This window comes from Niabella ginsenosidivorans (assembly GCF_001654455.1).
In the GTDB taxonomy this organism is placed as follows: Bacteria; Bacteroidota; Bacteroidia; order Chitinophagales; family Chitinophagaceae; genus Niabella; species Niabella ginsenosidivorans.
In genome coordinates, this window is sequence record NZ_CP015772.1 from 3,863,383 (window position 1) to 3,882,412 (window position 19,030).

Annotated in this window: 16 protein-coding genes; 7 read left to right on the forward strand and 9 right to left on the reverse strand. The window is 44.7% G+C overall.

Annotated elements, in window-relative coordinates; genetic code table 11:
* The first annotated feature begins 36 nt into the window (after positions 1–36).
* Positions 37–516, forward strand: a complete 480-nt coding sequence (locus A8C56_RS16220) for a GNAT family N-acetyltransferase (RefSeq protein ID WP_067758241.1) — start codon at positions 37–39, stop codon at positions 514–516.
* 205 nt (positions 517–721) lie between these two features.
* Here A8C56_RS16220 and A8C56_RS16225 read toward each other — a convergent pair whose 3' ends face one another.
* The gene (locus tag A8C56_RS16225) at positions 722–1,783 is read right to left on the reverse strand and encodes a porin (RefSeq protein WP_067758245.1); all 1,062 of its coding nucleotides are present in this window, start codon (positions 1,781–1,783) and stop codon (positions 722–724) included.
* A gap of 368 nt (positions 1,784–2,151) precedes the next feature.
* Here A8C56_RS16225 and efp point away from each other — a divergent pair, with 368 nt between their 5' ends.
* The 6 genes from efp to A8C56_RS16255 all read left to right on the forward strand — a co-directional run bounded on the left by efp (position 2,152) and on the right by A8C56_RS16255 (position 7,466).
* On the forward strand, positions 2,152–2,718 hold the full coding sequence (efp, locus tag A8C56_RS16230; protein ID WP_067758248.1) for an elongation factor P: 567 nt from the start codon (positions 2,152–2,154) through the stop codon (positions 2,716–2,718).
* A gap of 199 nt (positions 2,719–2,917) precedes the next feature.
* Complete coding sequence (accB, locus tag A8C56_RS16235; protein ID WP_179946946.1) at positions 2,918–3,394, forward strand: acetyl-CoA carboxylase biotin carboxyl carrier protein; 477 nt, start codon at positions 2,918–2,920, stop codon at positions 3,392–3,394.
* Positions 3,395–3,509: 115 nt separating this feature from the next.
* Positions 3,510–4,850: an acetyl-CoA carboxylase biotin carboxylase subunit gene (gene accC / locus A8C56_RS16240; RefSeq protein WP_067758255.1), complete on the forward strand. Its 1,341-nt coding sequence runs from the start codon at positions 3,510–3,512 to the stop codon at positions 4,848–4,850.
* 164 nt (positions 4,851–5,014) lie between these two features.
* A complete protein-coding gene (locus A8C56_RS16245) occupies positions 5,015–5,473 on the forward strand; it encodes a hypothetical protein (RefSeq protein WP_067758258.1) in 459 nt (152 codons plus the stop codon).
* Positions 5,474–5,837: 364 nt separating this feature from the next.
* On the forward strand, positions 5,838–6,422 hold the full coding sequence (locus tag A8C56_RS16250) for a Crp/Fnr family transcriptional regulator (RefSeq protein ID WP_067758260.1): 585 nt from the start codon (positions 5,838–5,840) through the stop codon (positions 6,420–6,422).
* A 69-nt stretch (positions 6,423–6,491) separates the two neighbouring features.
* On the forward strand, positions 6,492–7,466 hold the full coding sequence (locus A8C56_RS16255; protein WP_067758262.1) for a quinone oxidoreductase family protein: 975 nt from the start codon (positions 6,492–6,494) through the stop codon (positions 7,464–7,466).
* Between the two features lie 95 nt (positions 7,467–7,561).
* Here the strand turns inward: A8C56_RS16255 and ftsZ are convergent, their stop codons facing one another.
* The 8 genes from ftsZ to mraY form a co-directional block, all read right to left on the reverse strand.
* Positions 7,562–9,472, reverse strand: a complete 1,911-nt coding sequence (ftsZ, locus tag A8C56_RS16260; protein ID WP_067758266.1) for a cell division protein FtsZ — start codon at positions 9,470–9,472, stop codon at positions 7,562–7,564.
* A gap of 263 nt (positions 9,473–9,735) precedes the next feature.
* Positions 9,736–11,121, reverse strand: a complete 1,386-nt coding sequence (gene ftsA / locus A8C56_RS16265; protein WP_067758269.1) for a cell division protein FtsA — start codon at positions 11,119–11,121, stop codon at positions 9,736–9,738.
* A 24-nt stretch (positions 11,122–11,145) separates the two neighbouring features.
* The gene (locus A8C56_RS16270; RefSeq protein WP_084490445.1) at positions 11,146–12,489 is read right to left on the reverse strand and encodes a cell division protein FtsQ/DivIB; all 1,344 of its coding nucleotides are present in this window, start codon (positions 12,487–12,489) and stop codon (positions 11,146–11,148) included.
* A 28-nt stretch (positions 12,490–12,517) separates the two neighbouring features.
* Positions 12,518–13,900: a UDP-N-acetylmuramate--L-alanine ligase gene (murC, locus tag A8C56_RS16275; protein WP_071609343.1), complete on the reverse strand. Its 1,383-nt coding sequence runs from the start codon at positions 13,898–13,900 to the stop codon at positions 12,518–12,520.
* A gap of 1 nt (position 13,901) precedes the next feature.
* Entirely contained in the window at positions 13,902–14,990 is a 1,089-nt protein-coding gene (gene murG, locus A8C56_RS16280; RefSeq protein WP_067758274.1) for an undecaprenyldiphospho-muramoylpentapeptide beta-N-acetylglucosaminyltransferase, read from the reverse strand.
* Positions 14,991–16,334 carry an FtsW/RodA/SpoVE family cell cycle protein gene (locus A8C56_RS16285; RefSeq protein WP_067758276.1) on the reverse strand — a complete coding sequence of 448 codons (1,344 nt, stop codon included), beginning with the start codon at positions 16,332–16,334 and terminating at the stop codon, positions 14,991–14,993.
* A 13-nt stretch (positions 16,335–16,347) separates the two neighbouring features.
* On the reverse strand, positions 16,348–17,685 hold the full coding sequence (gene murD, locus A8C56_RS16290) for a UDP-N-acetylmuramoyl-L-alanine--D-glutamate ligase (protein WP_067758278.1): 1,338 nt from the start codon (positions 17,683–17,685) through the stop codon (positions 16,348–16,350).
* A 3-nt stretch (positions 17,686–17,688) separates the two neighbouring features.
* Positions 17,689–18,966 carry a phospho-N-acetylmuramoyl-pentapeptide-transferase gene (gene mraY, locus A8C56_RS16295; protein WP_067758280.1) on the reverse strand — a complete coding sequence of 426 codons (1,278 nt, stop codon included), beginning with the start codon at positions 18,964–18,966 and terminating at the stop codon, positions 17,689–17,691.
* Between the last annotated feature and the right edge of the window lie 64 nt (positions 18,967–19,030).

Genomic DNA, 19,030 nt, shown 5'->3' on the forward strand with positions numbered 1-19,030 from the left:
GTGCAAAAGGTGCACTAAAATACTTAATTTGCAGGCATGGAAATAACAATCAGAAGAGCAGTTGCAGCAGATTGTAAACGGATACTGGAGCTGGTACGGGAACTGGCGGTATATGAAAAAGCACCTCAGGAGGTAACAGTATCCTTAGCTCATTTTACGGAAAGCGGGTTTGGCCCCAATCCTGTATGGTGGGCCTTTGTAGCAACCTCCTTCAGCCTTTCTGCGGGAGGAGAGCCAAAAGAAACGATCCATGGTTTCGCATTATATTATATCCGTTTTTCTACATGGAAAGGGAAAGCTATGTACCTGGAAGACATTCTGGTTACTGAAAAAATGCGTGGCCATAAAATTGGCACATTGCTATTTGACCGGCTTTTTGAAGAAGCAAGGGAAAAGGGCTTCAGGCGCATCTGCTGGCAGGTACTGGAATGGAATGAACCTGCGATCAATTTCTACAAAAAATATAACGCCAGCTTCGACGGGGAGTGGATCAATTGTGCTGTGGATGTTCATTAAAAAGCCGGGCTAAGAGCCCGGCGGTTTTCAGCAGTAGTAATTGCAACCCTGCTTTTGCAGGAACGATTGATAAATCGCTGTTTTTCTCATGTATAATTTAATAGCATCAGGATAGATCAATTCTTTAGTACAACGGAACAGCCTGACAACTGAATACAAATGTTTCCTTTCCAATTTCATATTCCTCATTTCTTATTTATTATTCCTAGAAGGAATAGATCGCCGCTAATAAAAATGTTCCGGTGCTTTTGGTATCAGCTCCTGAATTTTTTGAAAAGATCGGGTCTTTGGCACTGTCTAACCGGAACTCTGGGATTAGGGTGAGCCCTGTTACCGGTTTAATGTTAAAAGATAATGTGCCCTGCACAACTGAAGTTCCTACTGCAGTAAAGCCTTTCTTATCGTCAAAATATTCGCCACGCAGGGTAATGCCAAATTTTTCTGACGGATCCACATTGAAATATAATGCAGATCCCCACCAGGAACCAGATCCTCCCGTAACCGGATCAATAAATTTCACTGTGCCATCATATCCGATAGAGAACTGATCTACGATCTTTGCCGTAACCGTAAGCCCCAGCTGGTTACTGTTATTATTGGCTGTGTCCTTACCGCCTACATAGTTTAAATAAGCGCTTACCGATTCAGAAGTTTTGCTGAGCTGACCGATAATATTCTTTTTAGCAAAGGAGGCTGATAAAAAATCAGTCGGGTTTGTTACCCCTGCCATAAGACCAAAGCCATCGCCCAAAGTAACATTGGCCTTGAGCCCGGTATGTGAAAAAGGTCCGTATGAGAACATATAGCTCATGCTATAGTTCCTGTTCAGCTGCGGATCCAGCACCTCATAGCCCAGGTGCGTTCCCCATTTACCTGCAGAAAAAGTAAGATAATCTGTAGGAGAATAAGTTACATAAGCCTGTTTGATCGCCTGGGAAATTCCGCTTTCAGCATAGGCAAACTCCTTTGCCCGCGGGCCAAAGCCCAGGTCCACCACTACTCCGGCTTTTCCTTTTGTATAGCTGGCCTTTACCGAAGCCATGCCCAGCTCTATTGAATTCTGGGAATTGGTAAAACTGGTAACATTGTTGTTCAAAACACCGGAAGAGGAAGACTTCGCGTTTTGAAAATTGTACCGGTAATAGACATCTACGGAACCGTTGATCTGCAGGTCGCCCTTTTCCTTAATATCAACAGTTGTTGTATCCTGGGCAAACACTGCGCCCGAAACAAGAATGGTCTTTGTAAGCAATAAAATCCTCCTCATTAAACAAAAATTTAATTTATTTATAATTTGGTTTATAGTTTTTCTTATGACAAATCGTAAACCCAGGTATAATTGTGTTTTTTTACCAGCCAGCAGTATTTTAAAACGTTTTCAAATATATATTATTAAATATTTAAATATAATATATTATAAAGAAATTATGGTAATTTTTATAATTGTAACATATATTTTCAATATAATGTGAATAAAAATATATAATTATTACAAAAAACACAAAAATATATTCATATATTTATATCTATAATATGTATTAAACTTCTTTCATGCCCCAGTCAGTATACTTTTTTTGCCTGTGTTTTTGAGAACTTGCAGGCATCAGCTATCTTTGCCGCCTCAAAAAAAATTAAATGGCAAATACTTCCGACATCAGCCGCGGCATGATCTTGAAGCTCGATGGCAACCTTTATTCAGTAGTTGAGTTTGGCGAAAACAAAACTGCCCGTGCAGCAGCAAAAGTTTGGGCGAAATTAAAAGGTGTAGATAATACCCGTACTATTGAAAAAACATGGAACTCCGGGGATACCATCTTCCCGGTACGTGTTGAGAAAAGAGCGTTCCAGTATTTATACAAGGACGATACGGGCTATAACTTCATGGATAACGACACGTTTGAGCAGATCAGCGTTGCCGAAAACCTGATCGATGCGCCCCAATTCTTAAAAGAAGGACAGGAAGTAGCTATTGCAATGAATACCGAAACAGAGTTGCCGGTTAGTGTAGAACTACCTGATAAGATTGTGATGCTGGTAACTTATACCGAGCCGGGATTAAAGGGAGATACAGCAACCCGTACTTTAAAGCCGGCTACCGTTGAAACCGGGGCAACCATCAGCGTTCCCCTGTTTGTAAATGAAGGAGAGCTGATCCGGGTGAACACGAAGACCGGGGAATACGTTGAACGTGTAAAAGATTAATTTAAAATATCATCAAAAAATGGCTTAAATCGACCGATTTTAAGCCATTTTTCGTTTAAACCAAGGTATTTTTGGTAAAATATCGTTCAAAATGTAGTTGAATTACTTACCTTAGCTTTTATCTTTTTGCATACGTTCTCCATTGGTTCTTTATACAGAAAAATCAGACTACAAACTCATTAATAAATCTTGAATAATTATGGACTTTAAGCAAATCCAGGAGTTAATCAAAATGGTTAACAAATCCAATATTGGCGAATTAAGCATTGAACAAAAGGACTTCAAAGTAACCATCCGCCAAAAGGAAGAATCCGTTACACAGGTAGTAACAGCCGCCCCGGTTCAATACCAGCAACCCCAGGCTCCGGCCCAGCTTCCTTCTCAAACTGCACCAACTCCACCTGCCCAGGCTCCCAAAACTGCTGAACCCCCGGCCAATACCATTACTATAAAAAGCCCGATGATCGGTACTTTTTACCGCAAACCGGCTCCGGATAAACCCAATTTTGTTGAAGAGGGCGATGTAGTAAGCCCCGGAAAGGTCATCTGTGTTATAGAAGCCATGAAACTGTTTAATGAAATTGAAAGCGAAGTGAGCGGAAAGATCGTCAAAGTACTGGTAGAAGACGCCTCACCGGTAGAATTTGACCAGCCGTTGTTCATTGTGGAACCCTGATTTAATGTGATAATTTGCCAATTTGAGAATTTGAAAATAGCTCTACTATTTCCAAATTGTTTGAGTTGGTTTTTATTTTCAGATTAGCACATTTTCAAATTATCAAATTTGTTCAATGTTTAAAAAAATATTAATTGCCAACAGGGGCGAAATTGCCCTGCGTGTTATAAGAACCTGCCGGGAAATGGGCATTCAGACAGTAGCCGTATATTCTACAGCAGACAGCGAAAGCCTGCATGTAAAATTTGCGGATGAAGCCGTTTGCATCGGAAAACCGGCCAGCATTGATTCCTACTTAAATGTGCCCAATATAATGGCAGCCGTAGAGATCACCAACGCGGATGCCGTGCACCCGGGTTACGGGTTCCTGGCCGAAAATGCGAAGTTTGCCCAGATCTGTAATGAGAACAAAATAAAATTCATTGGCCCTACTGCCGAAATGATCAATAAGATGGGTGATAAGATCACCGCCAAGGAAACTATGATCAGGGCAGGCGTACCGGTAGTTCCCGGAGGTGAAGGACTGCTGCATAGCCTGGATGAGGCAAAAGGACTGGCTAAAGAGATCGGCTACCCGGTTATCCTGAAAGCAACAGCCGGCGGTGGCGGCAAGGGTATGCGCGTTGTATGGAAGGAATCCGATATGGAGCATGCCTATGATACGGCTAAAGCGGAAGCCGCAGCAGCGTTCAAGAACGATGGCATTTATATGGAGAAATTTGTGGAAGAGCCCCGCCATATTGAAATACAGGTTGCCGGCGACCAGTACGGAACCATCTGCCACCTCAGCGAACGGGATTGTTCTATCCAACGCCGTCACCAGAAACTGGTGGAAGAGTCCCCGTCTCCTTTTATGACGGATGAATTGCGTTATAAAATGGGGGAAGCCGCCAAAAAAGCAGCTGCTGCCATCGGGTATGAGAGCGTGGGCACCATTGAGTTCCTGGTGGATAAGCACCGGAATTTTTACTTTATGGAAATGAACACGCGCATACAGGTAGAGCATTGTGTAACGGAAGAGGTGATCAATTTTGACCTGATCAAAGAACAAATCAAGATCGCAATGGGCGAGAAAGTTTCCGGGGCCGACTACTACCCTGAAATGCATGCTATTGAATGCCGCATCAATGCGGAGGATCCTTATAATGACTTCCGGCCTTCACCGGGAAAGATTACCAACCTGCATGTACCGGGCGGGCATGGAGTGCGCGTAGACAGTCATGTTTATGCAGGCTATACCATTCCTCCCTACTATGATTCCATGATCGGGAAACTGATAACGGTAGCCCGCACACGGGATGAAGCCATTGATACCATGTACCGGGCGCTGAGTGAATATGTCATTGAAGGGGTTAAAACAACCATCCCTTTCCATCTGCAATTAATGCAGAATGAAGACTTCCGCAGTGGCAACTTTAATACCAAGTTCATGGAAAGCTTTGTTATGAAGAAATAAGCTGTATAAAAATTGTGAAAACCGCTGCTAATCCGGCGGTTTTTTATGCATTCACAGATCCGCTGCCGGTATCAGCAGCCTCGCATCACTTAAATTAGTCATTTTTTACATGCGTGATCCTGCGTAAATTCAGGTATTGAAACATTTACCTGTAAACGCAGTTAATGGCTACAATTACCAATACGGATACTAATGCCGCGGACAGTCATCCTGCTCCCAAAGCATCCGGATACAGCCTGCTGGCAACAGCTATCTCAGGGGTCATTGCAGGTTCTGCCTTAATTTACCTTGCCTACCGTGTAGGGCCTGCGCCCGATATTTACCCGATCACCTATCTTATTTGCATTTTCGGTTATATAACCGGCTGGATCATAGCTATTATTTCAACGCCCATGAATAAATATGATGAAACAGATCTGGGCAAGTTTACTAAACTATTGGGCAGTTTTTTGACCGGTTATATATTAAGCAAGTGCGATAAACTGCTTGAAACCATTCTGGATACCAGCAATGTGTTCATGACCATTACCGGTGCCCGGCTGCTGCTTTTCTCCTGTTGTTTCGGGCTTACCTTTATACTCGTTTTTTATTACCGGAGATATAAATGGAGGTTTAACCGCTGACCGGTATTCCTACCTGAACAATAATGCGTGCTCTATAATAAAGAGCATAACATTTTTGTGGTTGGAATGGCGCGTGATGACACGCGCCACGGCGAAAGGCCACTTTGTGTCACGAACCGAAAAATGTTATGTACCTCAGGAAATGCAGTCCCCCATTAATTCCGTATTTTTATACAGGCTGCCCTACAGCAAAGAAAGGCCGCCAATTCTTTTACAGGTACGGCTGGTGCAGCGCCAACGATAGAATAGCGGTGCGTTTGCCAATGTTCTGAAGCTTCAGAATTCAGGAAAACGTTCTATTCAGCACCATTCTGCGGAAGTATTTCTACCGATGTTGTAAACCTCATATAGCACTATTTATCAAATGCCCGGTCCGTTAAGCAATAAATTTCCGTTTACAGCAGCTCAATGGCTTCAATATAAAAATTATTTTAAGCGCATCACCGTGCCTTCAAAAACGGTGCTTTTAAACGAAGGCGCTGTTTCAAAGAAGCTATACCTGATTGAAAAAGGCTGTATCCGTGTTTGGTTTAACAATAACGGTAGGGATATCACGTTCCAGTTTTTCTTTGAGAACGATACGGTTGCCTCTATTGAAAGCTTCCGCAAAAAGATTCCCAGCCTTGTTACCATTGAGACCATTGAGCCCAGCACACTCTGGTGGATCTATAAAAAAGATATGGACAGGATCATTGAAGAAGTGCTGACCACACCTGCTTTAAGAGATCAGTTCATCAATGCAGTATTTGAGCGGACATTCGACTATATGAAGCATTTCTTCTCCTTTATCCGGAATACCCCCGAACAGCGCTATACCCACCTGCTTAATGAACGGCCACAACTCATACAGCGCGTGCCGCAACATTATATCGCTTCTTATTTAGGGATCACGCCTGTGCACCTGAGCCGTATAAAGAATAAGCTGGCAAAAAACAAACCTCCCCGCTGATTTCATAACAAATGTTATTGCCCGGGCAATAACCACCTGATAGCTTTGCTGCATTAAAATTAAGATAACATGAAAGCAGCAATATTATTTGAAAAAGGCGGCATACCTCGATACACAGAAGATTTTCCCGAACCGGCAGCAAAAAACGATAAGGAGTGTTTGTTGTTTGTGAAAGCCGTATCCATTAAACACTTTGATAAATTAAGGGCTGCCGGCAAACATTATGCTGCAGCGCCTGAAGAAAAGCCGGCGCAGATAATAGGCGGGGATGGTGTTGGCCTGCTGGAGGATAGTACCCGGGTATTTGCCTTTAACGGTAAAGGCATGATGGCTGAAAAGGCCATCGTGGAGAAGAATAAAATAATTCCGTTACCCGATGGTATTGATGACGCCGCAGCTGCTGCCCTGCCCAATGCGGTTGCCGGTTCTGTAATGGCGCTTCGATTCAGAGCCGGTATGAAAGAGGGTGAAACCGTACTGATCAACGGAGCTACCGGTTTTACCGGCAAAACATCCGTTCAGGTGGCAAAGCTCCTGGGTGCAAAAAAAACCATTGCAACCGGCAGGAACGAGGAATCCTTACAAGCACTGGCAGCATTGGGAGCGCACGAAATTGTTTCCCTGAAACAGGACGATGAGCAATTTATTACGCAAATCCAAAAGATACACAGAGCTACCCCTGTTGATATCGTTATTGATTATCTGTGGGGACATACCGCAACATTGCTTCTGCAGGCGCTGAAAGGCAACGGGTCTTTTACACATAAAACACGGTTCGTATCTGTAGGCGCCATGACAGGAGATACAATTGTACTTTCATCAGAAATATTAAGAAGCACTGACCTGTACCTGGCAGGATCAGGAATAGGCAGCTGGACAAAAGAAGAAATACAGCAATTGTTCCATGAAATACTACCGCAGTTTCTTCAGATGGCTGCCGATCATAAGCTGATCGTTAATACCCAGACCGTGCACTTACAGGATATTGCAGCATTTTGGGACACCGTTGCTTCGGGGGGCAAACGGTTAGTGGTACTGATCTGAAAAAAGCCCCGGCAGATAACTGCCGGGACTACAACTATAAACTATACACCCAAAACTCCTCCCGCCGGTTGGCAGGATTTGAATTTTCACAGGAATCAGTCTGGTTTTTTACCATCCAGAAAGGTGTTAATGGTATTGATCTGACCCTGATTCTTGTCATCGGAGCTTACTTCAAACTTACTGTAATAGCTTTCTATGTGACTGGTGTTGTCCTGCAACTCCATATTACGGCGGATGTAGGCGGGTATGGTCTCATATTCGCTGTTGGGGTCGCTGTTATTTACATTAAAAGAAAGATTGCGCAGTTTTTGCAAACGCTCTACCTGTTTGCGCTTTTGCAATTGTAATTCTTCCTCTGCCGATAATTGGGGCTGTACAGGCGGTTCTTCCTGCTTGCCGCTTACCCGGCTGTATAGGGTGGCAGGCGCTTCTTCTCTTTTTGCTTCTTCACGCTCTACCAGCTCCATCTTCTCTTCACCATATACCGGTTTTGCTGCTTCTTTATTTGCAGCCGGCTCTTCTTTCCTGGGCTCTGCGTAGATGTTGGAAGGTTTTGCCAGATAGCTGCGCACGCCTGCACCTGCTGCATAATCCGGCTCAGCCTCCGGCTCTTTCACAATGGGCTGCTCCATTACGCGGTCTTCAGCCGGAATCGCAGGTGAATAAAATGCTGTATCTTCTTCTGCAACGATCTCAACCACTACTTCTTTCTCCGGTTCTGCATGTGCCCCTATTTTTTCATTGTCTTCTGCCGACAATGTATAGTGCACCTCTGCATTATTGGCATATTCCAGATCAGAAATATCTTCCAGTGTAGGCATTGGTGCATCAAAATAAGGCTCATCTACCAGTTTGGGCATCATCGGATCCGTGGGTATGCCCAGGCTTTTTTCTGCTTCCTTTAGTTCATGCTCCAGCACTTCCGGCTGCGTTACTTTATTTTCAATTTTAGGGGCTGTATTTTCCTGGGGCGTTAAGGTCATTACAATTTTCCCTTCTGCCTGTTCTTCTTTCTTTAATACCGGTTTTACAAACGGGTCTTTATTCTCAAAACCGGTTGCGATCAGCGTAATACCTATTTCATCTCCCAGTGAGTTATCATAACCCAAACCAAGGATCACATCTGTATTTTCACCGGCCTGGCTCAGCAGGTGCGCCTGGATCACTTCCACTTCATCCATTGTAAATTCTGAATCTCCTTCAGCTGAGTTGATATTGATCAGGATCCATTTTGCGCCACGGATATCGTTATCATTAAGCAGCGGAGAATTCAATGCTTCTTCAATGGCCCGCTGTGCCCGGTTTTCACCGGATGCGGTTGCGCTTCCCAAAATAGCCACGCCACCATTTTTCATTACGGTGCAAACATCCGCAAAGTCTACGTTGATCTGGCCGGTGCTGTTAATAACATCAGTAATACATTTGGCGGCAGTTGCCAGCACATTATCTGCTTTTTCAAATGCTTCGCGCATCTTCAGGTTTCCAAACTGATGGCGCAGCTTGTCATTGCTGATCACCAGCAGGGTGTCTACATATTGCTTCAGGATCTTAATGCCTTCTTCTGCCTGCTTGTGCCGTTTTTTTCCTTCATAGGCAAAGGGCATGGTCACAATGCCCACTGTAAGCACACCAAGGTCCTTGCAGATCTTTGCAATGATGGGCGCGCCACCGGTACCGGTACCTCCTCCCATTCCGGCGGTAATAAAGGCCATTTTGGTATTTACCTCTACAATGCGTTTGATCTCTTCTAATGACTCTTCGGTTGCCTGGCGGCCGATCTCCGGGTTAGCACCGGCCCCCAAACCGGAAGTCAGCTGTGGCCCTAACTGAATGCGGTTGGGTATCTGGCTGTTAGACAGCGCCTGGGCATCCGTATTACAAATAATAAAATTTACTCCGTCGATGTTTTGACTGAACATGTGGTTCACAGCGTTACCACCACCGCCGCCAACACCAATGACTTTGATAATGGATGACTGTTCTTTGGGTAGATCAAAATGTATCATCTGTTAAAAAAATTTGTGGCTCACACCTTTCTGTGAAAACCTGTTTAGTAAATGGGTTAGGCCTCACTTCCGGCCCGTCTTCAGAAAAGAAGGAACAGGAGTGAAGAGTTATAGTTGAAATTTTTTTTTAAACTTATAGCCTCATCTCAGCACCTCTCCTCCAGGGGAGAGGGTTTGAGAAAGAGGATTTAGTAACAATTAAAAGAGCTACAAATGCCGCGTGTCTTCCGCACCTTTCAGAAGATGCGCGGCATATCTGTTATTTACAAGTGGCCATCTTCTTCTTCCTTAAAGATGTCGATAATGCCGTTTTTAAATTTGTCCCAGAAATTTTTCAGCGGTTGTCTTTTTTCAACGGAGGCCGTAGCAATATTTTCTTCAGGACCGGCTATTTCAGCCACGTCACCTGCCAGTGCCGGCTGCTTAATCAGGTCCTGCGGTACCGGAACAGTGATGAAGCTTTTTTCAAACACTTTACGGTTATTTTCAAAATCATCATATCCTTTCAGGATCAGCCCCAGACAGGTAGAATAGGTCGGCTTTGCCAGTTCTTCAATATGCCCTGCTGCCAGGTGCTCGTTGGGCAGGCCGATCCTTGCAGGCAAACCGGTTACATATTCTGTAAGCTGGATCAGGTGTCTTAGCTGTGAGCCACCGCCGGTAAGTACAATACCGCCGTTTAGCTGACGGTTGTCCATCCCGATCTGTTTTAAATGGTAGGTAACAAAATCAAGGATCTCGCTCATTCTGGCCTGAATGATATTTGCCAGGTTTTTAACACTGATCTCTTTTGCAGGCATCCCGCGCAGACCCGGGATGGTGATATAAGCATTGGCTTTTGCCTCATTGGCCAGCGCACTGCCAAACTGTGTTTTCATCTGCTCTGCCTGGCTTTTCAAAACGCCCAGCCCGGTTTTAATATCATTGGTGATATTTTCTCCTGCAAACGGAATTACTGCTGTATGGCGCAGTACCCCATCCGCAAAGACAGCCAGGTCCGTAGTACCGCCACCTATATCCACAATGGCCACTCCTGCTTCCAGGTCTTCCTGCCCCATCACTGCCGCTGCCGAGGCCAAAGGCTGCAATACCAGGTCTTTTGTATACAAACCTGCTTTTTCAACACTGCGGTTAATATTCCGGATAGCATTCTTATCTCCGGTGATAATATGAAAGTTGGCACCCAGTTTTACACCACTATACCCGATGGGCCGAACAATGTTGGGCATATTATCTACCGTATATTCCTGTGGAATGACATCAATGATCTGATCCCCTGCAGGAATATAGGTCTTATACTGCTTACTTACCAGCAGGTCTACTTCTGCCTGGGTAATTTCCTCTTCTTCATTTTCCCGCACAATATCACCGCGGGTTTGCAAACTCTTTATATGATGCCCGGCAATACCCACATATACTTCACTGATGTTCAGGTTTGGATTTACGGTCAGACAATTTTCCAGAGCCGTTTTAATGGCTTTTATGGTTTCATCAATATTCAGTACCTGGCCATGCTTTACCCCGTTGGAGTTGGCTTTTCCAAAGCCCAGTATTTCCAGTTTTCCAAATTCATTTTTACGTCCTGCAATAACAGCAATTTTTGTGGTTCCTATGTCCAGTCCTACGATAATGGGTTGTTCAGCATTCATATACTTCGTTTTTAGTTGTTTTATTTAATGAGTGTTTTTCTTTGTAGTTGCCTTCTTCCTGTCTGCCACCTTAGTACCTGTTGCATGAGCAGATTCCGATGCCGGCGTTTTTGTTCCTTTTTTCAGTTCTGTCTTCTTCTTTGCCGCGGGTCTGCTCTTCTCTTTCTGCGCAGCCGTATGGGCCGGCTTTACCGCCTCTTTTTTTACTGCTGCTTTTTTGGAGCTCGTTTTTTCTGAAGCCGGACGGTCTGATCTGTTTGTTTCCCGTTTTTCCGGGTTCTTCTTTTCCTCTGTTTTTTTCACCTCCCGGGGCCTGGCTGCCGGCTTTTGCTCCGCTTCTTTTTTTACAGCTTCTTCACCGGATGCTGACCCGGCGGGTACAGGATCCTGCTTCACACCTACCGGCATCAGATCCAGCGTATCCAAGCCATCATCATTTACCGGTGGTGTATACAATTCCCTTGCATCTGCCAAAGTATCTATATCCATTTTCATTACTCCGGGCATGGGATGAGCTACTTCTATAAGATCATTTGCCTGGCGGGATTGCTGCAATAACTGTTCAATATTTTTACGAAGCTGAATAGAATCCAGCTTGGTATAAGCACCTTTAATACCCACAACCTGTCCGTCATATTGCACATCCACCATTTTATATTTGTCAAAGCCTGTACGTTTTAATACCTGGTCATAAAACAGGTACAGACGATGAAATTTGGAGGCAATCTCGCTGCCATCGCCCAGGTCTACACGGTGGTTGCCTACTACCGGGATCATTTGCATGTCCCAGCAATCCTTACCGCAACTGCGGATATCAATTTGCGAAACCTGGGCTGCCCAGAAAGAGTCGCTATTGATAAATGATGCCGCAGCGATCATATTTTCTAACAAAGAACTGTCTGATGCTTTCATGATCTTGTTATCCGGATACCCTGTAAAGACCGGTACCTCCAGCGTCACCTTATCAGAAAGCGGGATCTGCTTTCCGGCCTCGTCAATATAAAAGGACCGGCCTCCTGCTGTAAACACTCTTGCCAGGGGTTTGCGCTCTGTTACATTTACCCGAAGCATTTCTTTATTATCAAAATAGAGCTCAGCATTGTACACCCATGCGCTTTGCTCCAAAAGATCTTCAATACGAGGCAGGTCAAAGCTGCTTTTTCGCTGGCCTTTAATATTACCCCTGGTGGCTTCTTTTAATAATTTTACGATCTGGCCCTCAGAAGTAAATAAACTGCCGCCTCCGCCAGCGCCTTTTATATTAATGTCATATCCTGCGCAAACACTATCATCCTGAACACGCATTGCGGCTGCTATTACGATAAACATCCCAATACCAACACCCAGCCACATAAGTGTTAATAACATTCGTTTTATTGCCCTTTTCGTATTCACTTTAATTTTCTAAACTGCTTTTTATGAGTCCTACCAGCTTATCTATATCTCCGGCCCCGGCGGTAATGATCACTTCTCCAAACGCTCTGTTCCTTTTCTCCGAAAATTCATTTCCAACCCAATCCAATAGTTCGTCTTTCGTCATGATTTCAGGGGCTCCTCCATCCATCTTTTCAGCAATGCGATTGCTTTCAATTCCGGGGATCGGTTGCTCCCTTGCAGGATAAATCGGCAATAAGATCAACTTATCAACCCTACTCAAAACAGCAGCAAATTCCTGGGCAAAATCTTTTGTACGGCTGTACAAATGCGGCTGGAAAATTAGTGTACATTTTTCTTGGGGAAACAATGTTTTTACACCATTTATCAACGCCTTCAATTCTTCAGGGTGATGCGCATAATCATCAATAAAAACCAGACCTTTCCGCCTGATGATATACTCAAACCTGCGCTTTACGCCCTTAAAGGAAGCTACCGCTGCTTTTATTTTATCCTGATCAATATTTAAAGAACTTGCTACTGTTATGGCGGCGATCATGTTCTCTACATTGTGCATTCCTCCCATATTCAACCGAACGCCGTCTATGATTTGTGAGGGCAGCACCGCATCAAACCGGTACCCGCCATCTTCTATTTTTATATTTGCAGCATAAGCATTGGCCTGGTCGTTCTGCAAGCTATACTGCCACATACGTTCTGCCTTTAGCTCTTTACCAATTCCCAGCTTCCTTATTAAGAGCCCACCGGGCTTCAGGCGCTGTGCAAAATCAGCAAAGGCCCGGCGCACATTTTCCTCTGTTCCGTAAATATCCAGGTGATCCGGATCTACAGCTGTTACAACCGCTATATCCGGGCTCAATCTTAAAAAACTACGGTCGTATTCATCCGCTTCAATAACACAAACTTCTTTTTCACTGCCCCAGAAATTGGTATTGTAGTTTGCAGCAATTCCACCTAAGAACGCATTACAGCCATAACCACTGTCCCGCAGCAAATGAGCGATCATGGTGGTGGTGGTGGTTTTGCCATGGGTGCCTGCCACACATATATTAAAAGAACTTTCTGTTATCTGCTGAAGCACCTCACTCCGCTTGAGCACTGTATATCCCCGCTCCTTATAAAAATTCAGCTCTTTATGATTTTTGGGCACAGCGGGTGTGTATACCACCCAATCCGCATCCTTTGGAGCCTCATTTATATCATCCTCATAATGCACCGGTATGCCTTCCTGCTCCAATGCTTTTGTTAAGGGCGTTTCCGTTTTATCATAACCGCTTACGGCAATGCCTTTTGAGTGAAAATAGCGTGCAAGCGCACTCATTCCTATGCCGCCGATCCCTATAAAATAAACCTTTCTTAAGGCTCCTGTTTCTTTTTCCTGCACGTTATAGCTGTTTTAATATTTCATCCGCTATTCTTTCATCTGCGTCCGTAACGGATAAGCCGGACAGGGCCTCGCTCATATACCTGCGGGTAGCTGTGTCTTTTGCCAGCTCAATCACTTTTGCAATGGCTGTATCCTTTGCTTCACGATCCTTTACCAGCCAGGCAGCGCCCTTGTTTACCAACTGCATAGCATTTGCCGTCTGGTGATCCTCTGCTGCAAACGGGTAAGGAACAAAGATCACCGGCTTTTTTGCCACGCAGATTTCAGCTACCGTCATAGCCCCGGCCCTTGCCATAATGATATCTGCCGCGGCATAAGCATGCTGCATTTCACCAATAAAAGGGTTGGCCCATATCTCCTTATGCTCTACTGCTATTTCAGCAGCTTCTTTTGCCAGGGTATTGCCTGTTTGCCAGATCAGTTGCAAGCCTGCCTTCAGCAGCTCATTATAATGGGCGATCACCGCTTCATTAATAGATCTTGCTCCCAGGCTGCCACCTACCACCAGCACGGTCAGTTTATCCGGGTCCAGAGAAAAAAAGCTGATCCCTTCTTTCCGGCTTACCTTCATAGCGGCAATCTGCCGCCTTACCGGGTTTCCCGTTATACGGATCTTATTTCCCGGGAAAAACTTTTCCATTCCCTCCGTTGCGGTAAAAATCTTTGTGGCTTTTTTTCCTAACAGGATGTTTGCCCTACCGGCAAAGGAGTTGGATTCATGAATAAAAGTGGGAATTCCTTTTGACTGCGCATATCGTAGCACAGGAAATGTTGAATAGCCTCCCACACCAACCACTGCATCCGGCTGAAAAGACCTGAAGATCTTTTTCACCTGGAAAAAGCTTTTCACCAGCTTAAATGGCAGCGATATATTTTTTATCAAAGAACTACGGTTCAGTCCCGCAATGTCTAATCCTTTTATTTCATAACCGGCCTCCGGCACCTTCTTCATTTCCATTTTTCCTTTTGCACCAATGAACAGGATCTGTATCGAAGGATCTTTTTTTTGTAGCGCATTGGCGATAGCAATGGCAGGGAAGATATGCCCCCCGGTTCCACCACCTGCTATGATTATTTTTTTACTCATTTACTTTTCTGCTTCAATGGGCTCTTCTGCTGCCACCACTACTTCCTCGGCCTCATCAGTAGCTGCTGCCACGGGCTTTGGCCGTTCCAGGCTTTCCACGTTCCTGGACACACTTAAAATAATTCCTATTGCCAGACAAGTGAACAGGAAGCTGGATCCGCCCATACTTACCAGCGGCAGTGTTACCCCTGTTACAGGAAACAGGTTCACCGTTACTGCCATATTGGCCACTGCCTGTATGGCCAGTGTGAAACTCAGCCCCAATGCCAGGAAAGCGCCAAATGCAAACGGGCACCTCTTAAAGATCCTTATACAGCGGTAAAGGAACACGATGTATACAAACAGGATAAAAGCGCCTCCTACCAAACCATACTCTTCAATAATAATAGCGAAGATAAAATCATTATATGCCTGCGGCAGGTAATCCCTGGTGGTGCTGTTGCCCGGGCCTACGCCGAAAAGGCCACCTCTTGAAATAGCGATCTTGGCCTGGTTTACCTGGTACATTTCATCATTGTCTGCTTCTTTGCCACCATATATAAAGTTCTCAACACGACCAATCCAGGTACTTACCCTTCCTGTAAGCCCGCTTCCGGATTTCTTTGCTGCATCGGAGGTAGCCGTTGCTGCCGCTGCCCCGTCTCCTTTTTTATGCTGCACCACTGCTGCCATAATCAGCATCATGATGGGTATTAGGGCAAGGCCAATAACGAGCAATATGTGCCTGACGCTTACACGCCCTATAAATAATAACAGCAGGCAACTGGCGCCCAGCAACAACGCTGTTGACAAATTTGCCGGGGCAATTAATAAGCAGGTAATACCCACCGGCAGGATTACGGGCAGAAATCCCTTTTTAAAGCTTTTGATCACCTGCTGTTTCCGGCTGAGCAAACGTGCCAGGTACATGAATAAGGCCAGCTTTGCAAGATCGGAGGTCTGCATGGTCATATTGATCAGCGGCACTCTTATCCAGCGGCTGCCTTCATTCATTTTTACACCAAAGAACAGGGTATACGCCAGCAGCGGAATGCTTAATATGAACAGGATCCTGGCCACCTTTGAATAAATAGTATAATTGACCCTATGTGCAAAGTAAACAATAGCAAAGCCCAGTAAAATAAAGATGACCTGTTTAAATAAATAGACCTCTGTATTCCCTTTATATTTTTTATAGGCCAGAGAGCCTGTTGCACTATACACTGCCAGCAGGGAAATGAGCGTCAGCAATACCACCAGCGCCCAGATCACTTTATCGCCACGGGCATGTTGATCCAGTCCTCCTTTCCAGCCCTTCAATTTAGCGGCTTTCTCTTCCGATGTTATTTCTGCTATTGCCGACATCTTAACAATTCATTTATAATTCGATCACGGCGCGTTTGAACTGCCTGCCCCGATCTTCATAATTTTTAAACAGGTCAAAGCTTGCACAGGCAGGGCTTAATAAAACCACGTCGCCTTTTTCAGCATGTGCAAAAGCGGCGCCCACTGCCTCTTCAGCACTGGTGGTGTCAATAATAATGGATACCGTATTCCCGAATGCTTCATGTATCTTTTTATTATCCACACCCAGGCAAATAATGGCTTTCACTTTTTCAGCCACCATTTCCTGCATCAGCGAGTAATCATTACCCTTGTCAACGCCTCCAAGGATTAACACGGTGGGTTTGGTCATGCTTTCCAAAGCATACCATGTAGAGTTTACATTGGTGGCCTTACTGTCATTAATAAACTCTACCCCACGGATGGTGGCCACATGCTCCATACGGTGCTCCAGGTTCTGAAAAGTCTGCACTGCTTCCCGGATCTTTTCCTTGCGAATGTCCATTGTTGCCGCCGTCACACATGCTGCCATAGTATTATACTGGTTGTGTTTACCTTTAAGCGTAAAGTCATAAATGCTCATATTTATGAAATCTTCGCCCGTTCTTACATACATGTCCCCATCTTTTATAAATGCCGCGCTGTTTTCATTCTCCATGCTAATCGGTAATTGAATTGATTGAATATTGAATTTGTCTAATGATCTTTTTGTTACTTCATCGTCTGCGTTATATATAAAATAATCCGTTGCCTGCTGATTCCTGATAATGCGGAATTTGCTGGCTATATAATTATCGAAATTGTATCCGTAACGATCCAGGTGATCCTCCGTAATATTGGTCAGCACGCTGATATAGGGCCTGAACTGATCAATATCATCCAGCTGAAAACTGCTTACCTCCACCACGTAAACCGGTTTGGGATCCAGCGCTACCTGTTTTGCAAAGGACATGCCTATATTGCCTGCCAGCGCAGCATCCAGCCCTCCTGTTTTTAAAATATGATGAATGAGGGCCGTTGTGGTGGTTTTACCATTGCTGCCGGTAATCGCCACAATTTTACTGCTGCCTGCAAAACGATAGGCCAGCTCTATTTCACTGATCACCGGAATGCCCTTTGCCCTGATCTTTTGCATCAGCTCATTTTTTTCAGGAATACCGGGGCTTTTGACGATCTCATCCGCCACCAGTATTTTTTCTTCCGTATGACCGCCTTCTTCCCAACTGATCCCTTCCTGTTCCAGCTCGTTACGATATACTTCTTTCAAAGAACCTCCGTCTGATAAAAAAACCCCGTAGCCTTTTTGCCGGGCCAGTATTGCTGCTCCAACACCACTTTCTCCGCCACCCAGTATAACCAAATGTTTTTCCATTGCCTACCTTAGCTTTAAGGTTACGATGCATACAACCACCAGTAAGATCTGCACGATCCAGAATCTTGTTACGATCTTTGCCTCATGATAGCCCAGCTTCTGATAATGATGGTGCAATGGGCTCATTAAAAAGATCCTCCTTCCTTCCCCATATTTCTTCTTTGTGTATTTGAAATAAGCCACCTGTAGCATCACGCTGATATTCTCTACAAGGAACACCCCGCAAAAAATAGGAATCAGCAGCTCTTTATGAACAATGATTGCTATTGACGCAATGATACCACCCAGCGTTAAACTGCCCGTGTCGCCCATAAAAACCTGTGCCGGATAAGAGTTGTACCAGAGGAAACCCACACAGGCCCCGATCATTGCGGCAAGGAAAATAGACAGCTCTCCCAGGTTGGGGATGTACATAATATTCAGGTAATCTGCAAAATTGAAGTTACCGCTGGCATAAGCAAAAATACCGAGCATTACCCCGATCAATGCTGATGTTCCTGTGGCCAGCCCATCCAGCCCGTCTGTTATATTTGCACCGTTTGAAACCGCTACAATAATGAACACGACAATAGCGATATACAATATCCACGAATAAGGCCGCAACGGTTCCGGCAGTAACTTTGAATAATTAAATTCATGAGTTTTTACAAACGGAATAGTGGTAACAGGCTCTTTGGTGGCTACAAAATGCTTGGTTTTATTATTAACGGTCTTGGTGATCACTTCTGTTTCAGAAGGGCCCGGCGTACCTATGAATTCGCGCCAGATCTTTACATTGCTGTTGAAATATAAAACAGCGCCTACAGTAACCCCCAACACCACCTGTCCGAAAATCTTAAATTTCCCGGCCAATCCATCCTTATCGCTTTTTTTATACACTTCCCCTTTTTCTGCTGCCTGTCTTTTGGCCCGCAGCTTCAGGTAATCGTCCGTAAAGCCAACCGCCCCTAACCAGATCGTTGTAAAGAGCATTAGCAAAATATAAACCGTATCCAGTCTTGCAAAGAGCAATGTAGGCACCAATATGCCCAGTATAATGATCAGTCCTCCCATGGTAGGCGTTCCTTTTTTAGCCTGCTCACCGGCAAGACCAAGGTCCCTGACGGTTTCCCCTGCCAGCCTTCTGCGCAACACGTTGATCAGTCGTTTACCAAATATCAGCGTGATGGTAAGCGCCAGCAAAACCGCCATCATTACCCGGAAGGTGATAAAATCCATCAGGTTCCTTCCCGGGAAATTGATCCCCTGCGCTTTCAACCACTCAAATAAATGATATAACATATTTTAATTTAATGTGCTAATTAGCTAAAGTGCTGATCTGCCAATAAGTTTACCCTGTTCACTT